At 61.3% G+C, this 16,450-nt stretch carries 13 protein-coding genes and 1 pseudogene; 6 read left to right on the forward strand and 8 right to left on the reverse strand.

Translation table 11 applies throughout. The annotated features are described in order from the left end of the window. Positions 1-140 (forward strand): annotated as a pseudogene (locus ACWNRM_RS06530) (IS630 family transposase); the annotation flags it as partial. Positions 141-405: 265 nt separating this feature from the next. On the opposite strand, the gene ACWNRM_RS06535 reads toward ACWNRM_RS06530, so the two are convergent. From ACWNRM_RS06535 to ACWNRM_RS06550, 4 genes are all read right to left on the reverse strand, one after another. Then, positions 406-867 carry a GAF domain-containing protein gene (locus ACWNRM_RS06535; protein ID WP_485170197.1) on the reverse strand — a complete coding sequence of 154 codons (462 nt, stop codon included), beginning with the start codon at positions 865-867 and terminating at the stop codon, positions 406-408. 102 nt (positions 868-969) lie between these two features. Then, positions 970-1,737 carry a sulfite exporter TauE/SafE family protein gene (locus ACWNRM_RS06540; RefSeq protein ID WP_485170196.1) on the reverse strand — a complete coding sequence of 256 codons (768 nt, stop codon included), beginning with the start codon at positions 1,735-1,737 and terminating at the stop codon, positions 970-972. Positions 1,738-1,779: 42 nt separating this feature from the next. Beyond that, on the reverse strand, positions 1,780-3,381 hold the full coding sequence (locus tag ACWNRM_RS06545) for a bifunctional protein tyrosine phosphatase family protein/NAD(P)/FAD-dependent oxidoreductase (RefSeq protein WP_485170195.1): 1,602 nt from the start codon (positions 3,379-3,381) through the stop codon (positions 1,780-1,782). Between the two features lie 135 nt (positions 3,382-3,516). Then, the gene (locus ACWNRM_RS06550) at positions 3,517-4,443 is read right to left on the reverse strand and encodes an MBL fold metallo-hydrolase (RefSeq protein ID WP_485170204.1); all 927 of its coding nucleotides are present in this window, start codon (positions 4,441-4,443) and stop codon (positions 3,517-3,519) included. Between the two features lie 163 nt (positions 4,444-4,606). Between ACWNRM_RS06550 and ACWNRM_RS06555 the strand changes: the two genes are divergently transcribed. The 3 genes from ACWNRM_RS06555 (at position 4,607) to ACWNRM_RS06565 (ending at position 6,534) form a co-directional block, all read left to right on the forward strand. Next, positions 4,607-5,248, forward strand: coding sequence for a peroxiredoxin (locus ACWNRM_RS06555; RefSeq protein WP_485170194.1), 642 nt, complete (start codon positions 4,607-4,609; stop codon positions 5,246-5,248). Then, entirely contained in the window at positions 5,245-5,610 is a 366-nt protein-coding gene (locus ACWNRM_RS06560; protein WP_485172178.1) for an ArsR/SmtB family transcription factor, read from the forward strand. Before ACWNRM_RS06555 ends, ACWNRM_RS06560 begins: the two co-directional genes overlap by 4 nt. A 123-nt stretch (positions 5,611-5,733) precedes the next feature. After that, positions 5,734-6,534, forward strand: coding sequence for an acid phosphatase (locus ACWNRM_RS06565; RefSeq protein WP_485170192.1), 801 nt, complete (start codon positions 5,734-5,736; stop codon positions 6,532-6,534). Positions 6,535-6,596: 62 nt separating this feature from the next. Here ACWNRM_RS06565 and cysC read toward each other — a convergent pair whose 3' ends face one another. From cysC to cysG, 4 genes are all read right to left on the reverse strand, one after another. Further along, complete coding sequence (cysC, locus tag ACWNRM_RS06570) at positions 6,597-8,465, reverse strand: adenylyl-sulfate kinase (protein WP_485170191.1); 1,869 nt, start codon at positions 8,463-8,465, stop codon at positions 6,597-6,599. A gap of 15 nt (positions 8,466-8,480) precedes the next feature. Beyond that, a complete protein-coding gene (gene cysD / locus ACWNRM_RS06575) occupies positions 8,481-9,275 on the reverse strand; it encodes a sulfate adenylyltransferase subunit CysD (protein WP_023979512.1) in 795 nt (264 codons plus the stop codon). 50 nt (positions 9,276-9,325) lie between these two features. After that, a complete protein-coding gene (locus ACWNRM_RS06580; RefSeq protein WP_485170190.1) occupies positions 9,326-10,009 on the reverse strand; it encodes a phosphoadenylyl-sulfate reductase in 684 nt (227 codons plus the stop codon). 93 nt (positions 10,010-10,102) lie between these two features. Further along, positions 10,103-11,518, reverse strand: coding sequence for a siroheme synthase CysG (gene cysG, locus ACWNRM_RS06585; protein WP_485170189.1), 1,416 nt, complete (start codon positions 11,516-11,518; stop codon positions 10,103-10,105). Positions 11,519-11,829: 311 nt separating this feature from the next. Here cysG and ACWNRM_RS06590 point away from each other — a divergent pair, with 311 nt between their 5' ends. After that, the gene (locus tag ACWNRM_RS06590) at positions 11,830-12,597 is read left to right on the forward strand and encodes an SDR family oxidoreductase (protein WP_485170188.1); all 768 of its coding nucleotides are present in this window, start codon (positions 11,830-11,832) and stop codon (positions 12,595-12,597) included. Between the two features lie 142 nt (positions 12,598-12,739). Further along, entirely contained in the window at positions 12,740-16,381 is a 3,642-nt protein-coding gene (locus ACWNRM_RS06595) for a PAS domain-containing protein (RefSeq protein ID WP_485170187.1), read from the forward strand. The last annotated feature ends 69 nt before the right edge of the window (positions 16,382-16,450 follow it).

The following is a 16,450-nucleotide window of genomic DNA, read 5'->3' on the forward strand; positions in this document are numbered from 1 at the left end:
CCAAACTCAAGGCCCATCTCCGCCGCGCCGCCGAACGCACCCGCGACGGGCTTTGGAACAGGATCGGCAAACTCATCGATCAGGTCGCGCCCGCAGAATGCGCCAACTTCTTCACCGCCGCTGGATATAAGCCAGATTGAGAGGAAAACGCTCTAGAGACGCTCATTCAACAGGATGATGCGATGCCGCCGCAGCCGGGCCCAATTTACCTCAGGTAGAGTGGCACGGCGGCGACGGGGCCGAGACCGAAGGGCACGATGTTGGCATTGGCCCTTTCGGAAGGTGGTACCAAGGCTGAAAGCCACAGAAAGCCCCCTCATCCGCCTCTTTCATCCTCAGCAATACCCCTGCTGGACTGCGCGCATGGCCCTTCCCTCACGATCAGGCCGCGCGCGCAATCCAGCGTCAGGCTTTTAGCAGGAGGGTAACAACGCGCTCCAGCACAGCCTGCTCGGCATCGCCAAAACGCGCCTGTTCCGGGCTGTCGATGTCGAGTACGCCCAGCAATTCACCGTTTCTGACTAGAGGCAGAACGATTTCCGACGCTGATGCCGCATCGCATGCAATATGGCCGGGGAAGCTGTGGACATCATCGATACGCTGGATACCACGTTCGCTGGCAGCCTTGCCACATACCCCGCGCCCCAGCGCAATGCGGGTGCAGGCTACACGCCCTTGAAACGGCCCCAGAACCAGTTCACCCTCGCGCAGCAGATAGAACCCTGCCCAGTTGATGCGCGGGAGTGCCTCAAAGAGAACTGCTGCGATATTGGCCATATTCGCGATCATGTCGCTTTCGGCCGCCACCAGCCCCTCCACTGCCGAAAGGATATCATCTTGCGTCAGTCTGCTGTCAGGCGCGCTCATGGCGGGTTCATCTTTCCGGGTATATTTCAAAGACGCCGCATGGCGCCTCAGGGTCGGGGCAAGGGGTTCTGAGGGCGCGCAGCGGACAAGATGCCTGCGCTTTCAGAGTGTGCGATAGGCGATATAGGCCGCCACGACAAAGATGAGGCCAGCAAAGAGAAGTTTCAACGTGGCACCGGACCCTTTACCGAGACGGCTGGCCAGTTTCGTCCCCACCAGGCATCCGACAACGCCCCCCATGATGAACCACAGGGCCAGAGGCCAGTCCACAAGGCCCGAAAACGCATAGCTGACAGACGTTGTGACCCCAAAGGCCGCAACAGCCACAAGTGAGGTGCCCACGGCATTGAGGACCGGCATATGCGTAGCCGCCATCAGTGCCGGTACAATCAGGAACCCGCCACCGATACCGAAAAATCCGGACAGCCCGCCTGTGCACAGGCCAAACAGGCCAACCTTCCAGACATTGTCACGATTACACGCCGCCCCCGGTATGCCCTCGTCATGACGGCCACGGATCATCGCGATCCCGACAAGCACCATGAGACCGGCAAACAGCAACAGAAGTCGCTGTCCATCCATCGCCTTGCCAAGCTGCGCCCCAAGCGCCGCGCCAAGCATCCCGGCCGGCGCGAAGAAACCGGCGCAGCGCCATTTGACCGTGTGCTCACGCGCATGGCTGAGCAGACCTGCCAGCGCGTTGATCGCGACAGCAAAAGCACTCGTGCCAATCGCGATATGGGGGTTACGCACCCCCACAACATAGATCAGCAGCGGGACAGCAAGAATGGACCCGCCGCCACCGATGAGGCCCAGAACCAGACCAACCAGACTCCCGCATGCCAGAGCAGGGACAGACGAGGCAGACATGAACGCGTCGGGCATGAACGGGGTCGACAGCATTGCTTGAGATCAGCCCTCGGTCTTGCGGGCGGGTCGCACCAGAAACTCGCGCCCCTTCAGCATGAAATCCCAGTACAGACGCGGCATGATCTTTTCCTTGAGAAACCAGGCCAGGCGTGTGGGCTTCTTGCCGTCAAGCAGCCAGGCCGGCAGGGTCGGGAGCAGCTTGCCGCCATAGCCAAACTCGGCCAGCACAATCTTGCCGCGCTCAACCGTCAGCGGACAGCCGCCGTAACCGTCATACACAGCATCCGGCTTGCGTCCCGAAAGCTGGGCAATCAGGTTCTCGATCACCACAGGTGCCTGTTTGCGTGCAGCAGCAGCCGTCTTGGCATTGCTCGTCCCGGCCACGTCACCCACGGCGAAAACATTCGCATACTGCGTGTGCTGCATCGTATCCGGATGGACCGACACAAAGCCATCGGCGCCAGCGAGCGGCGAGGAACGAATGACATCAGGCGCGGTCTGGGGCGGTACGACATGCAGCATGTCGAATGCGCGTTCGACACGTTCCGTACCGGCCTCGGTAACGCGCTCGAACGTTGCAACCTTGCGCTCGCCATCGACCGCCACCAGTCGTGACTTGAGGTTGAGGTCAATACTGTAGCCCTTGATGTAATCCATCAGGGCGGGCACGAAATCGGCCACGCCAAACAGGCTGGGCGTCGCTGTATCGAACTCGACCTGCACGCGACCCAGCACCCCACGACGACGCCAGGCATCACAGGCGAGATACATGGCCTTTTGTGGCGCCCCTGCACATTTGATTGGCATGGGTGGCTGGGAGAACAGCGCCTTGCCCTCTTCGAGCTTGCTCACCAGCTCCCAGGTATAGGGGGCGAGATCGTAGCGATAGTTCGACGTCACGCCATTCTTGCCCAGCGTCTCGGCCAGTCCCGGAATCGCGGCCCAGTCGAGTTTGAGCCCGGTCGCCACGACAAGCGCGTCATAGGCAATCTGGGTCCCGTCACCGAGCTCGATACGGTTCCGCTCAGGCAGGAAGGCCGTGACGGCCTGACGGATCCAGTTGGCGCGCGCCGGGATGAGCCCGACTTCGGATCGACGCGTCTGCTGCGCCATGAAGACCCCCCCACCCACAAGCGTCCAGCCCGGTTGATAGTAATGCTCGGTCGAGGGTTCGACGACGGCCACCAGCAGCCCCGGCCGACGACGCAGCAGGCCTGCTGCGCAGGCGAGACCACCCGCGCCGCCGCCAACCACAACAACATCAAAGCGCTGTGCGCCAGCGGGCTTCTCTTCCTTCTGGGTCAAGGCCAGCTCGAACAGATCAGCCGCACGCCTGCCGGAACGGCAATAGCCCAGAACCTTGCCGGTATTGTCAGGGCCGGTCATCTCGGCAAGGGTCTGACGCATGACCGAGACACTATGCGCATCGGGCGTGGCCCCCATACGCACCGGGATATAGGCAAAAGCCAGTCCGCATTTTTCCGCCGCCACACCCAGATCGGCCACGCCGGGCTGATCCTTTTCCTCACCATCGGGGCGGGTGCAGATAATGCCGCTGAAGCCCTGCTCCTTGAGCGCGGGCAGATCTTCCACCCTGATCTGGGGCGATACGGCGAAATGGGCCGTCAGGAAACGAAGGGACATGAGCTTGCCTCTCTCTTCTCGGGCTGTATTGCGGGCCGGGTCAATGCGCACCGGCTGGATGCTGCGTTCTGTAACGGGCGGGGGTCAGCAAGGTGCTGTGCAGGCCATTCGAGCTGGACACCGCACAGCGTCCTCTCAAAGCTTGTCGAGCGGTATCTTGATATAACGCGTACCGTTCTCTTCCGGCTCCGGCAGTCGCCCCCCGCGCATGTTGATCTGGACCGAGGGCATAATGAGATTGGGCAGGCTCAAAGTCGCATCACGTTTCGTGCGCATCTCGACGAATTCGTCCTCGGTCACACCGTCATGCACGTGCAGGTTGCTGTCGCGCTGTGCCCCGATGGTGGTCTCCCAGGCAAACCAGTCACGTCCGGGTGCCTTGTAATCATGACACAGGAAAAGACGCGTCTCACGCGGCAGGGAAAGCAGGCGACGAATGGAGCGATAGAGCTGCCTCGCATCGCCACCGGGGAAATCAGCGCGGGCCGTTCCGAAATCGGGCATGAAGAGCGTATCACCGATAAAGGCGCAATCACCGATCACGAACGCCATATCGGCTGGGGTATGCCCTGGCACGTGCAGCGCAATCGCCTCGATTTCACCAATCCTGAAACGCTCGCCATCACGGAACAGATGATCGAACTGAGAGCCGTCCCGTGCAAAGCGCGTGCCGGCATTGAAGATCTTGCCGAACACCTCCTGAACATGGGTGATCTCGGCACCTATGGCGAGCTTGCCTCCCAACTGCTCCTGCAGCCAGGGCGCCGCCGACAGGTGATCGGCATGGGCGTGGGTCTCAAGCTGCCATGTTACGGTCAGGGACTCAGCGCGGATATACTCAAGAATGGCCTGAGCGCTTGACGACCCCGTGCGACCGGACGCGGGGTCATAATCGAGCACGCTGTCGATAACCGCCGCTTCACGGGTACGGGGGTCGTGCACGACATGCGAGGCCGTGAAAGTTGTTTCGTCGAAGAAGCTGCGCACCACCGGGCACGGCAACTGGCCCGCTCTGCTGGCTTCGATCTGACTGGCTGCCCGGGCAATCGTTGCGTCATCCATCATGCGCGCTCCGCTGAACTGATCGTAAATTACATATTTACTGAATATGATATTTCTCGATTTATGTAATTGTGATATCTGCTCCCGTCAAGAACAACACGGCCACCCAACGTTAAATCGTGAATCGGCGAGCGCCGATGCTGGTTCACGGTGAAGGAGATGAATGACGATGGAAGAACAGGCACAGCCACCCCTGCGTCTCGGCGCACTCGCCCCCAATTTCCGTGCCCGTACAACATTGGGGCCCCTGACACTCAGTGATTTCAGGGGGCGCTGGGTTGTGCTCTTCTCACACCCTGCTGATTTCACACCAGTCTGCACCAGTGAATTTGTCGCCTTCGCGAAGGCCCAGCCACAATTCGATCAACTCGAATGTCAGCTGATCGGCCTTTCCGTCGACTCACTGCCGTCCCATCTGGCCTGGATCAATGCCATCGGGCGCGATCTCGGTACCGAAATCAGCTTCCCGATTGTGGAGGATCCCTCCATGGCCATTGCGCGGGGCTACGGGATGCTTGATGCGTCAGCCCAAGACAGCAGCACGGTACGCTCGACCTACATCATTGACCCTGACGGGCGAATACAAGCCATTCTGGCTTATCCGCTCTGCGTGGGTCGCTCGGTGAACGAAATTCTTCGCACAGTCGCGGCACTGCAGCGCGCCGCGCACGGCGATGCCCTGACACCGGAGAACTGGCAGCCGGGTGGTGCCATCTTCCGCCCCCCCTCGCTCACCGTGGCAGAAATGAATGCGCGATGCGATCAACCCTGGTTTCACAATCTGCAGCAAGATGACGAGCGATGACGGCCATGAACAGCCAGCATATGGCACGCCTTGTAGAGCGACTTCGCCTTTATGGGCAGGCGCAACGCCTGGCGATCCTGTCCGTCCTGAGCGAGGCCCCCTATGCCGTGGCTGAAATCGAGACCCGCACCGGGATAGGTCAACCTGCCCTGTCACAACAGCTCGGCGAGTTACGTCGCGCTGGTCTTATCGCCTCCAGCCGCGCCGCCCGCGATGTGATCTATGATTTTACCTCACCAGCAGAACGGATTCGGACCAGAACCATCCTGGAACTGCTTGAAGACAGGGAAACACCATCAGTCACTCCGGTCGCCGCCGAACCACCGCGCTATGGTGCCCATTTCGCGTCGATACTCCCCTGAAATGCCCTTCAGGTTGCGTTGCGGTCGATTGCCGCAGCGCATCCAGCCTGCTGGAACAGTTTTCCTAATCTCCCAATCCTGATAACAGCCATTCATATCTCATATGGAACGAACAGGCTTGACATGACCTTTTCCAGATCCGGCCAGAAATCCTTTGTTCGGGGCGGTTTTCTGCTCTGCCTTCTCGCTTCGTGTACCACAGTACCCACCCAGCCTCTCGATACCGCCCGTTTGCCGGATGAGCGTCTGGCCCTCGCGACACCGCCATCGGTCGGGCTGGCCGCGCAAGGCGATGATGATCGGATTTTCGCACGCACACGCGCTCTCAAGGGCTCGCCACGCTGGGCACTCGCGCAAAGCGACGCCGATTTGCGCCCTGCCCCCTTCCTCAAGGGCTTTTCCTGTGCAGCAGGCTTCACGATCGACATCGCGCGAGCCCCGACTCTGGCGCGTATCCTCGACATGATGGCCAAGGCCGAAAGCGGCAGAACGTCGGAAGAAAAGCATTACTGGAAGCGCAAGCGTCCCTTCATCGGCAATGAGGCGCCCATTTGCGTTGCGCGTGATGAGAGACTGGCAAAAAGCCCGTCTTACCCATCGGGTCATACCATCGCCGGCTATTCCACAGCGCTCGTCCTCTCCGCACTTCTGCCGGAACGCAGCGCAGAACTGCTGCAACGTGGTCGTGTCATTGGAGAAAGCCGCATCATATGCGGCGTGCACTGGGCGTCGGATGTTGCTGCGGGCTATCAGGCAGCCGGGGCCTTTGCCGTTGCCACTCTTGAAAACCCGGCCATTCGGGCCCTGATGCCAAAGGCCCGTGAAGAGCTCCTTGCCATGCAGGCGGAGAACACCCGCCCGGACGAGGCACGCTGCGCTCTGGAAGCTGAAGCGGCCGCCCACTCACCGTTTACAGATGATTGAGCGAACCGCCTTCTGGATGAAAGAAAAGATCAGGCGACCCGAAAAGTCGCCTGATCCGCTCTTTACGCGATGATCACACCGCGCACGAAGGACGCGAAACCCTGCACCGTTCCGTCCAGGGCCCCGAGCGTTTCAAGGCGCATTGCCGGGTTAGCCGGTGTTTCATAAGGCGCGCTGACGCCCGTGAAATCTGCAATCTTCCCCGCTCTCGCTGCGGCATAAAGTCCTTTTGGGTCACGGGACTCACAGATTTCCACCGCCGTATCCACATGGATCTCGTGGAAGCCCTCACCCACGATCTGCGCCGCAAGCGCACGGTCCTCGATCAGAGGGGAGACAAGAGCCACGATAACAGCCTGCCCGCTCTCTGCCAGAATACGCGCCACATGGGCAGCGCGACGGATATTCTCGCGTCGATCCTCTGGCGAGAAGCCGAGATCGCTGCACAGACCGGCGCGCAGCGTGTCGCCATCAAGCACTGTTGCACGAACCCCAGCCGCGACCAGATCGGTCTCAACCGCCCGGGCAATCGTGCTCTTGCCCGAACCCGGCAGGCCAGTCAGCCAGAACACAGCGCCCTTGTGACCATGCAAAGACTGACGCTGCGCGGCAGTCACCTTGCTGGCTGTCGGGTGGATGGCATGAGCCCCGTCCGGCAGTTCAGCAGCCCCAAGCAGTGGGGCACCGCCCACGATGCGCTGGAAGCGATCCACCAGCACACCACGCCCATCGCTGTAACCTGGTGAGAACGGGTCGAACAGAATGGCGTGAGACGCCACCAGGGTGATCTCGGCAAAACCATCCGGCGGCACCTCGTCGCCGGGCGAAAGCGTGAGATCATCAAGGTTCACGACGGCATCGATCGAGGCAACCGTCACATCGTGTTCGGCCGTGGCCAGACGCAGGGTAAAGCTCTCACCCACACGCAGGGGCTCACCACGTAGCCAGAAAAGACGTGTGCGCAGGCGCGCAGTGCGGATCGGTGCCGCCCCATTTTCCTGTGCCGGATAAAGCAGATCCCCACGGTCCGGCACCAGATCGGGCTCCAGACGCAACGCGATGGACTCCCCTGCTCCCGCGACAGGATTTTCCGGCGCATGCCAGCGGCAGATTTCTGCAACTGTGGCCTGCTGACCCTGTGAGCCGATCATGATGCGATCGCCTGCGCGAATGACACCGCGCTCGATCCGCCCGGCGACATAGCGCACATCGTCGAAGCGATAGACATCCTGCACAGGCATACGGAAATCGAGAGCCAGACGTGAAGCCAGTGCCGGTACGGCGGCCAGAGCCTCAACCAGCGTCGGGCCCGTGTACCAGGGCGCGCGCTCCGAACGGCTGGCAATGTTATCACCATCACGCGCGGAGGCCGGGACGAAGGCCTCGACTGTGATTTCCAGACGACCCAGCAAGTCGCGCACATCGGCTTCGGCATGGGCGATCTTCGCCTGATCGAAATCTAGCAGATCGGATTTGTTGAGCAGCACGATCACATGACGGATGCCGATCAGGCGCAGGAGCATCGCGTGACGACGCGTCTGCTCCTGAGCGCCTTCAAGCGCATCCACCACCAGCACGGCGGCTTCGGCGTCAGCGGCACCAGTGATCATGTTGCGCAGAAACTGGCGATGGCCCGGCGCATCGACAATAACGAACTCGCGCCCGCCCAGATGGAACGGAATTCTGGTGGAATCGACGGTCACGCCCTGATCACGCTCAATCTGGAGCGAGTCGAGAAGGAAGCTCCATTCGACGGCAAGGCCGCGCTTGCGACTGCTCTCGACAATCTGAGCGAGCTTGCCGTCCTGCAGACTGTCCGTGTCGTAAAGCAGACGGCCGATAAGCGTCGATTTGCCATGATCGACATGGCCAACAATAACGATCGGCGTGGCAGCGGCGCGCAGCGAGGCTGGGAGGTCGTTGTTTTTCATGATTTCGCCCATGGCTCAGAGATAACCCGCAACACGCAGACGCTCGAACGCGTCTTCCGATTCATGATCCATCGCGCGACCGGCACGCTCGGATGTCTTGCTGTTTTCAAGCTCGGCAATCACCTCGGCGAGGGTTGAGGCATTGCTGTCGATGGGGCTCGTGATGTCCTGGTCACCCAGCGAGCGGTAACGCTTGCCGTTCTTCGCGAAATACAGATCGACCAGCGGGATGTTCTCGCGCTCGATATAGCGCCAGATATCGATTTCGCGCCATGACAGCAGCGGATGCACACGGATATGCATCCCGTCCTCATAAGGGGTGGCGTACTGATCCCAGAATTCCGGCGGCTGATTGCGCACATCCCAGCGATGACCCGCCCCACGCGGGCTGAACACGCGTTCCTTGGCGCGGGTTGCCTGCTCGTCACGTCGGATACCGGCAATGACGCCACGCAGCTTGTGCTTTTCAATCAGGCTGGCCAGACCGGCGGTCTTGCGCGCGGCTGAGCGCGCTGCAGGCGGCAGGGACGGGTCGATTTCCTCAACCGGCGGACAATCGCCCAACATCAGGTCGAGGTTCCATTTCTTGGTGTATTCCTCGCGAAAGGCATACATCTCAGGGAATTTCTTGCCCGTATCGACATGCATGACCGGAAACGGCACGCGGCCCATGAACGCCTTGCGCGCCAGCCAGACCATGACATTGCTGTCCTTGCCCAGAGACCAGAGCAGGGAGAGCGGACGCAGCTTGCGATAGGCCTCACGCAGAATGAAGATGCTCTGCGCCTCAAGCTGATCGAGGTCATCCATGGCACGCGGCGTGGCGAGGGTGGGGGACGCCAAACTCATTTTATGCTCCGTTATCGCGCTGGCAGGTGAATGCCGCATTCGGTTTTGGTCTGGCCGGCCCAGCGTCCGGCTCTGGGGTCCTCACCTTCAGCCACGGCCCGTGTGCAGGGCGCACAGCCGATGGATTTGAAACCGAGGGCCGTCAGGGGGTGACGCGGCAAGTTACGCCGGGTCATTTCGCTTGCGATGCGCTCGCGCGTCCAGGAGGCAAGTGGATTGATCTTGGCTCGCCCGTCCGCAAGCGGCTCGAAGACGGCCATCGAGGCGCGTGTCGCTGCCTGACCGCGTTTGCGCCCGGTTATCCACGCATCGAAATCGTTCAATGCGTCATCCATAGGCTCGACCTTGCGCAGGGCGCAGCAGGCATCCGGGTCGAAATCGGCCAGCATGTCCTGCGGATCACGATCATGCAGCGCCTTGGCCGAGGGCGCGATATTTACAACCCCGGTCAGTCCAAGGTGATCGATCAGGGCATCACGATAGCTCAGCGTCTCGGGGAAGTGACGCCTGGTATCGAGAAAGAATATCGGAAAATCGCGGTCGATATCGGCAACCAGAGCAAGAAGCAGCGCGGATTCGGCCCCAAAGGACGAGACAAGCGCCATACGCCCTGAAAGCACCTCCATGGAGCGCTCCAGGATTGCTTCCTCGCCGGTCGTTTCAAGGATCTGCCGTTCGGTCTGGGTCAGGGCCATGATCGGTTGAATCCACACTGAAAAATCGCTTATTGCGCCATCACGCTCGACATAATACCTCAGACAACACCGTGCAATGGGTAAACTACAAACTCACGCTTCTTTATGGTGAATTGCTTTCCCATGCCCCGAGCGGCGGTGGTTCACCACCTCCCCCACGAGGGTGAGCGCCGGGCTTGCCACATTGCGCTCGATAACCAACGCAGGCAGCGTCGCAAGCGTTGCCACATGCACGCGCTGATCATGACGCGTGCCATGCTCGATTACAGCGGCGGGCCAGTCGGCGGGCAGGCCATGGGCCTGAAGCTGGGCGCAGAGATCCGCCATCGGCGCGAGCCCCATATAGATGGCGAGTGTCTGCCCTTTCTTGGCCAGACTCGGCCAATCCAGATTGAGCGTGCCATCGGCGCGGGCGTGACCGGTGACAAACACACAGCTCTGTGCGCAGTCCCGATGCGTCAACGGGATGCCTGCCGCCGCGCCACACCCACTGGCTGCCGTGATGCCGGGGATGACGCGTACAGTGACACCGGCATCCACCAGCGCCTCCATTTCCTCACCACCACGCCCGAAAATGAACGGATCGCCTCCCTTCAGGCGCAGAACGCGTTCACCCGCTTTGGCGCGGCGTATCAACTCGTCATTGATCCCTTCCTGCGGCAAGGTGTGGTGGCTGCGCTTCTTGCCAACGAACACACGCTCAGCGTCACGCCGCACACGGTCCATGATTGCAGGTGGAATCAACTGGTCATACAAAACGGTGTCGGCATTCTGCATCAGGCGCAGAGCCGCCAGCGTGAGAAGGTCCGGATCACCCGGCCCGGCACCGACCAGCCAGACCTCGCCTTCTCTCGGCACGCCGCCCAGGCTGCGTTCGAGACTGGCTCTTGCCGCCTCATCTTCTCCCCGCAGGGCCTGCTCGGCACCCGCGCCATCCACGAAATCCTCCCATGCCCGTCGCCGGATCATGGTGTCTGGCTGAGCATGGCGTATCCATGCGCGCTGCGCCTGCATGAAGCGCGCCAGGCGCGAGAGCCCGTCGGGAAGCAGCGCCTCGATCTGGGTGCGCAGGCGCCGGGCCAGTACGGGCGCTGCGCCATTGGTCGAGATCGCAATCTGAACCGGTGTCCGGTCAATGATGGCAGGGGTAATGAAGGTGGATGGTTCAGGGTCGTCAACGACGCAGATATTCACCCCCTGTTCGCGCGCCTGTGCCGCAATGACACGGTTGAACGCAGCGTCCTCGGTGGCCGCAAAAACAATCCGCATCCCGCCCAGCAACGCGCTGATACGACGCGCGTCCAAGGCTTCGCCGAGATGGGTGACCTTGCCGCTGTCGATCGCCTGGCGGATTTCGATGTCATGAACCGGACCGATCTGGGCGATATCATCACAGCGCCCCAGAAGCAGGCGCAGCTTGTTGGCGGCCACCTGCCCGCCCCCGATTACGAGGGCGCGGCCGTCATCGAGGCGCAGGGCGATAGGGAGATAGGTCGCTTCCTTGGTCATTTCTCCTGTATGGCGTGCCCCATGCGCCGCGCCAAGATCGGCGACGACACACGCCCACCTGCTGGCCCCGACATGGGCGCCTGAAAAACCCTCGCGCGCAGGCCCCAGTCATCCCTTTGCCTGACATAACGAGGGTGCAGGCTAAGGATGACTGAAAGAAACCACACGAAAATGTCGGCTGGGCAGTCTGACCATCCCTGATACCATGCCCAGCATATGAGCGGCTCGAAACGATAAATTTGTTCAGCGAGCCGCCAGATCATGTCCGCCCCGACAGTTACGGGGCGGACCGTCCAGAGAAGGATCCAGCCATGTCCGAGCCCGCCCTTTTTTCCCTCAAGGGCAAGCGCGCCCTCATCACCGGCGCCTCGCGCGGCATCGGCTATACGCTCGCACAGGGTCTGGGGCGCTACGGGGCCGAAATCATTCTCAATGGGCGTGACCCTGCACATCTCGATTCCGCGCGGGCCCGTCTGGAGGGTGAGGGTATTGTGACACGCGGCAGCGTTTTCGATGTCACCAATCAGGATCAGGTCATTGCAGGGATCGAGGCGATCGAGGCCGAAGGTCCGATCGATATCCTGATCAACAACGCCGGCATCCAGTTCCGCTCGCCTCTCGAGCAGTTTCCACGTGCCGAATGGGACCGCCTGATTTCCACCAATCTCAGCTCAGTGTTTTTCGTTGCCCAGGCGGTCTCGAAAGGCATGATCACGCGTGGGTGCGGCAAGATCATCAACATCTGTTCTGTGCAGAGCGAGCTGGCGCGTCCCGGCATCGCCCCCTACACCGCAACCAAAGGGGCCGTGAAAATGCTCACAAAGGGCATGGCGACCGACTGGGCACGGCACGGGTTACAGATCAACGGGCTCGCCCCTGGGTATTTTGAAACAGAGATGAACGCAGCCCTCGTTGCTGATCCCGCCTTTTCCTCATGGCTGTGCCAGCGTACCCCCGCGGCACGATGGGGCAAGAGTGAGGAGCTGGTAGGCGCCGCTGTCTTTCTCGCCTCCGAGGCATCGAGCTTCGTCAACGGGCATATACTGACTGTTGACGGGGGTTTGACGGCATCCGTGTAATCGGCCCCGGATTCTGTATTTACGCTTTCACGTTCAGGGGGCTATGACTGGACCGGATCAAGCGGGCTCATCGTATGGTGCCTGAGACGCCTGTCCTGCCCCCGCAACCCGGGGGCAGCCTGAACATCCGGGGGCGTATCACATGTTGCTTTGGGAGCGTCCCGGTCCGGATAACCTGACAGGTTCACCCGCCACCACAACACACCCGGCACTGCACCCCCTGTGCGAAACCTTCCCCGAGATCGGTTTCGCGCTCATTGCTGTCAGCGGCGGTCATGCGCATCTTGTCGCAAGGGCACAGGGCGGGTCTGAAACCCGTGACGCGATACCGGTATTTCCCGACCTCTCACGCACGACGGAACAGGGCTGGACCCGCGAAACATCCTTTTCAGGTAAGGATGAGTTTGCAGGCTGGGACTTCTTTCCCTTCGGCACGCCTGTCGCAGGGCTGATTGCAGCGGCGGCTCGGCGAAACCCTTTAACCCCGCAACAAAAGCGCATCGTTCAGGCTCATGCCACCCTTCTCGGCACGATGGGCCAAAGGGACGCGAGTGCCCTCGCTGTGCCAGGCCGGGGTGGTACCCTCCATGCACCATTGCAGAGTGAGCCACTGACGCCTGCCGTCACACGGGCTGCGCCCCTCCCTCCCGGCGAGAACCGTTCACGCGAGGCCACGCTCGGCTTTCTGCTCTGGCATGCGAAGAGTGGTCTGCTGACGGGCGATCCCTATCTCGCGTCTCTTTGTGGCCTCGACCCTGAAGCCCTACGTCTCGGTGTCGAATGGCCGGTTTTTCTGGCCTGTTTCCATGAAAATGCTGAAATCCTGCCGGAAACCGATCCTGTCGCATGGCTGACGAGGGCTGAAACAGGCGATGTAGCCTTCCGGCAGACGGACGGACCACCGAGAGCCGTTCATATCAGTGTGCATCCCCATCCCGATGGCTGCACCGGGACGGTCATCGACACCACGATCGATCCGGATGAACGGGCTGCACTGCGCGCCAGCCAGTCTTTCGTCAATTCGCTGCTCGTCAGCGCCAGTGACTGCGTGAAGATCCTAGATCTCGACGGCAATATCACCTTCGTCAATCACGGCGCTGTTCTGGTGCTTGGCCTTTGCTCGCCCGCCGACATGCTGGGGATCTACTGGCCCGATGTCTGGCAGGAGCGCGGGCGCAAGCTGTCGCTGGACGCGATCAACGCTGCCAGGGACGGGCTTACCAGCCATTTTCAGGAATATGTCGAGACAACCGATGGGCGCAAACGCCTGTGGGATGTCGTGGTGACACCCATACTTGGCCCCGGGGGCAGGCCCGAGCGTATCCTCGGTGTCTCGCGTGACATGACGGTGGCCAATCAGGAGCACGAGCGCCTTGAGCTTGCACTTGCGGCCGGTACCATCATCGGCATGTGGCTGTGGGACGCCAAACGTCAGCTTGTAACGGGCGATCTGCGCATGGCGCAGACGCTCCGTCTTTCCCCGGCCCGACTGGGCGAGGGAATGACGCTCACGCAATTGCTGGATTGCATCACGGCTGAAGATCGTCCGGTTCTTCGGGCAGCGCTCGACACGGCATTGCAGGAGCGCAAGCCGTTTCGCTGCGAGTTTCGTCTGTGCGATGACGGCTCACGTGGCAGCCGATGGATCGAGGCGAATGGCTCGTGCACTTATGACCATAACGGCCAGATCAGTCATTTCCCCGGTATTCTGCTCGATATCGACGCGCCCAAACGCCAGACGCTCAAGCGCGAGGCGCTGGTTACTTTCGGTGATGAGCTGCGCGCGCTGACGGGTGAGGCTGACATTCTGGCGCTTACAGCGCGGACGCTGGGCATGACCATCGAGGCAGACCGTTCCGGTTTTGCCGACGTGGATCATGAGCGCGAACTGGCGCAGGTCACCGATTGCTGGCGCAGGGACCCTGAAACCCCCGACGTTTCGGGGCTCTATGCCTTCCGGTCCTTCGGCTCCTATATCGATCTGCTCAAGGCCGGCGAGGTGGTCGCCATCGATGATGTCAGGACTGATCCCCTGACCGCTGCGCAGGCTGCACAGTTTGCACCGCTTCAGATCTGCGCCCTGCTCAATGTGCCGATCATGGATAACGGTGTTCTGCAGGCTGTCGCGATCGTCCATTTTGCCCATGCCCATTGCTGGGACGACATCACGCTCTCCTTCGTTCGTACGATTGCTGACAGAAGCTGGGCCGCCATACGCCAGATGCGTGCGCAGGAAGCCCTGCGCCGCATGAACGAGACCCTCGAAGAGCAGGTCCTGCGCCGTACGCGCGAACGCGACAGGCTGTGGGCGATCAGCGCCGACCTGCTGGCCCTTACCGATCGTGACGGCAGGCTGCGCTACCTCAATCCGAGCTGGCAGATCTGCTTTGGCGACAAGGCGCGTGACTGGATTGGCAGCAAGGCCGAGCAACTGGTGCATCCAGCCGATATGGCGCGCGCAAACGAGGCCCTTGCCCTGCTGCGTGAAGGCAGGCTCGATCATGGCGTTGATCTGCGTTTCCTGCATCAGGACGGGGAGTGGCACACATTCAACTGGTCCGGCTCGACAGAGGGAGAAGACATCTATCTGATCGGACGTGACGTGACCGATCGCATCGCTCTGGAGGATCAGCTTCGCCAGTCACAGAAGATGGAGGCAGTTGGACAGCTGACAGGCGGCCTGGCCCACGACTTCAATAATATCCTGGCCGGGATCGGGGGTGCACTCTCGCTCCTGACGCGTCGTATTGCCCAGGGGCGTACAGAGGGGCTGGACCGGTACATCACCGCGGCGCAGGGTGCCACGGATCGCGCCGCCGCTTTGACGCATCGCCTTCTGGCCTTTTCACGTCGTCAGACGCTCGACCCGCAACCCGCTGACATCAATATTCTCATCCTTGGGCTTCAGGACCTTATTGCCGGCACGGTTGGGCCAGCTGTCGTGCTCGAACTCTGCCTTGACGATACCATCGGGCCGGCCCTGGTCGATACCAACCAGCTTGAAAATGCGTTGCTCAATCTGTCCATCAACGCCCGTGATGCCATGCCCGAGGGCGGACACCTGACAATTGCCACATCACGCGCCACGCTCGGTGTCCTTCAGGCCGAGGAATGGGGAGTGCGCCCCGGTATCTATCAGGTGCTCTCAGTGACAGATACGGGTGTGGGCATGAGCGCCGATGTCATGGCACGCGCTTTCGACCCCTTCTTTACCACCAAGCCTCTGGGCAAGGGGACCGGGCTGGGGCTGAGCATGATCTATGGCTTTGCCAGACAATCGGGGGGACGGGTCAGCATTGCCTCGATCCCCGGCGCGGGAACCTCGGTGCATATCTGGCTGCCCAGCCATGCCGCCGCCCTGCCCTCGCCCGTCGTCGCGCCTGACCTCTCGCCGGATGGCGACGCCCTGCGTAACCTGCGTGTCCTGCTGGTCGATGATGAGGAGACGCTGCGCTTTACCGTTCGTGAAACGCTCGAAGACTGGGGCGCCATTGTTCAGGAGGCAAGCGATGGCACGGCAGCCCTCGCCCTGCTCAATGACCGGGAACGCCTGTATGATGTGCTGATTACCGATGTCGGCCTGCCGGGTGGTCTGAATGGACGGCAACTGGCAGATGCGGCGCTTGTGCTGCGGCCGTCGCTCGCGGTGCTGTTCATAACGGGTTACGCAGAACAGGCCATATTCGACCGAAGCAGACAGGATGAGAAAATCCATATCCTGCCCAAACCCTTTACCACGGCCATGTTTGACGAGAAACTGAGAAGCGCCCTCAGGCGCGGCTAGCCTCACAGAAGAAGCCGATCGGTCTTACTCTCCGTGCCGACCGGCCTGGAGCGGCCAGATTCCTTGCGA

The sequence above is a fragment of the Asaia sp. A2 genome (genome assembly GCF_057319415.1).

What these genes read in the sequence shown, in the direction of transcription:
- ACWNRM_RS06535 (WP_485170197.1), bottom strand. Translation starts at nt 867, where the DNA reads ATGAGCGCGCCTGACAGCAGACTGACGCAAGATGATATCCTTTCGGCA.
- ACWNRM_RS06540 (WP_485170196.1), bottom strand. Translation starts at nt 1,737, where the DNA reads ATGTCTGCCTCGTCTGTCCCTGCTCTGGCATGCGGGAGTCTGGTTGGT.
- ACWNRM_RS06545 (WP_485170195.1), bottom strand. Translation starts at nt 3,381, where the DNA reads ATGTCCCTTCGTTTCCTGACGGCCCATTTCGCCGTATCGCCCCAGATC.
- ACWNRM_RS06550 (WP_485170204.1), bottom strand. Translation starts at nt 4,443, where the DNA reads ATGGATGACGCAACGATTGCCCGGGCAGCCAGTCAGATCGAAGCCAGC.
- ACWNRM_RS06555 (WP_485170194.1), top strand. Translation starts at nt 4,607, where the DNA reads ATGACGATGGAAGAACAGGCACAGCCACCCCTGCGTCTCGGCGCACTC.
- ACWNRM_RS06560 (WP_485172178.1), top strand. Translation starts at nt 5,245, where the DNA reads ATGACGGCCATGAACAGCCAGCATATGGCACGCCTTGTAGAGCGACTT.
- ACWNRM_RS06565 (WP_485170192.1), top strand. Translation starts at nt 5,734, where the DNA reads ATGACCTTTTCCAGATCCGGCCAGAAATCCTTTGTTCGGGGCGGTTTT.
- cysC (WP_485170191.1), bottom strand. Translation starts at nt 8,465, where the DNA reads ATGAAAAACAACGACCTCCCAGCCTCGCTGCGCGCCGCTGCCACGCCG.
- cysD (WP_023979512.1), bottom strand. Translation starts at nt 9,275, where the DNA reads ATGGATGACCTCGATCAGCTTGAGGCGCAGAGCATCTTCATTCTGCGT.
- ACWNRM_RS06580 (WP_485170190.1), bottom strand. Translation starts at nt 10,009, where the DNA reads ATGGCCCTGACCCAGACCGAACGGCAGATCCTTGAAACGACCGGCGAG.
- cysG (WP_485170189.1), bottom strand. Translation starts at nt 11,518, where the DNA reads ATGACCAAGGAAGCGACCTATCTCCCTATCGCCCTGCGCCTCGATGAC.
- ACWNRM_RS06590 (WP_485170188.1), top strand. Translation starts at nt 11,830, where the DNA reads ATGTCCGAGCCCGCCCTTTTTTCCCTCAAGGGCAAGCGCGCCCTCATC.
- ACWNRM_RS06595 (WP_485170187.1), top strand. Translation starts at nt 12,740, where the DNA reads ATGTTGCTTTGGGAGCGTCCCGGTCCGGATAACCTGACAGGTTCACCC.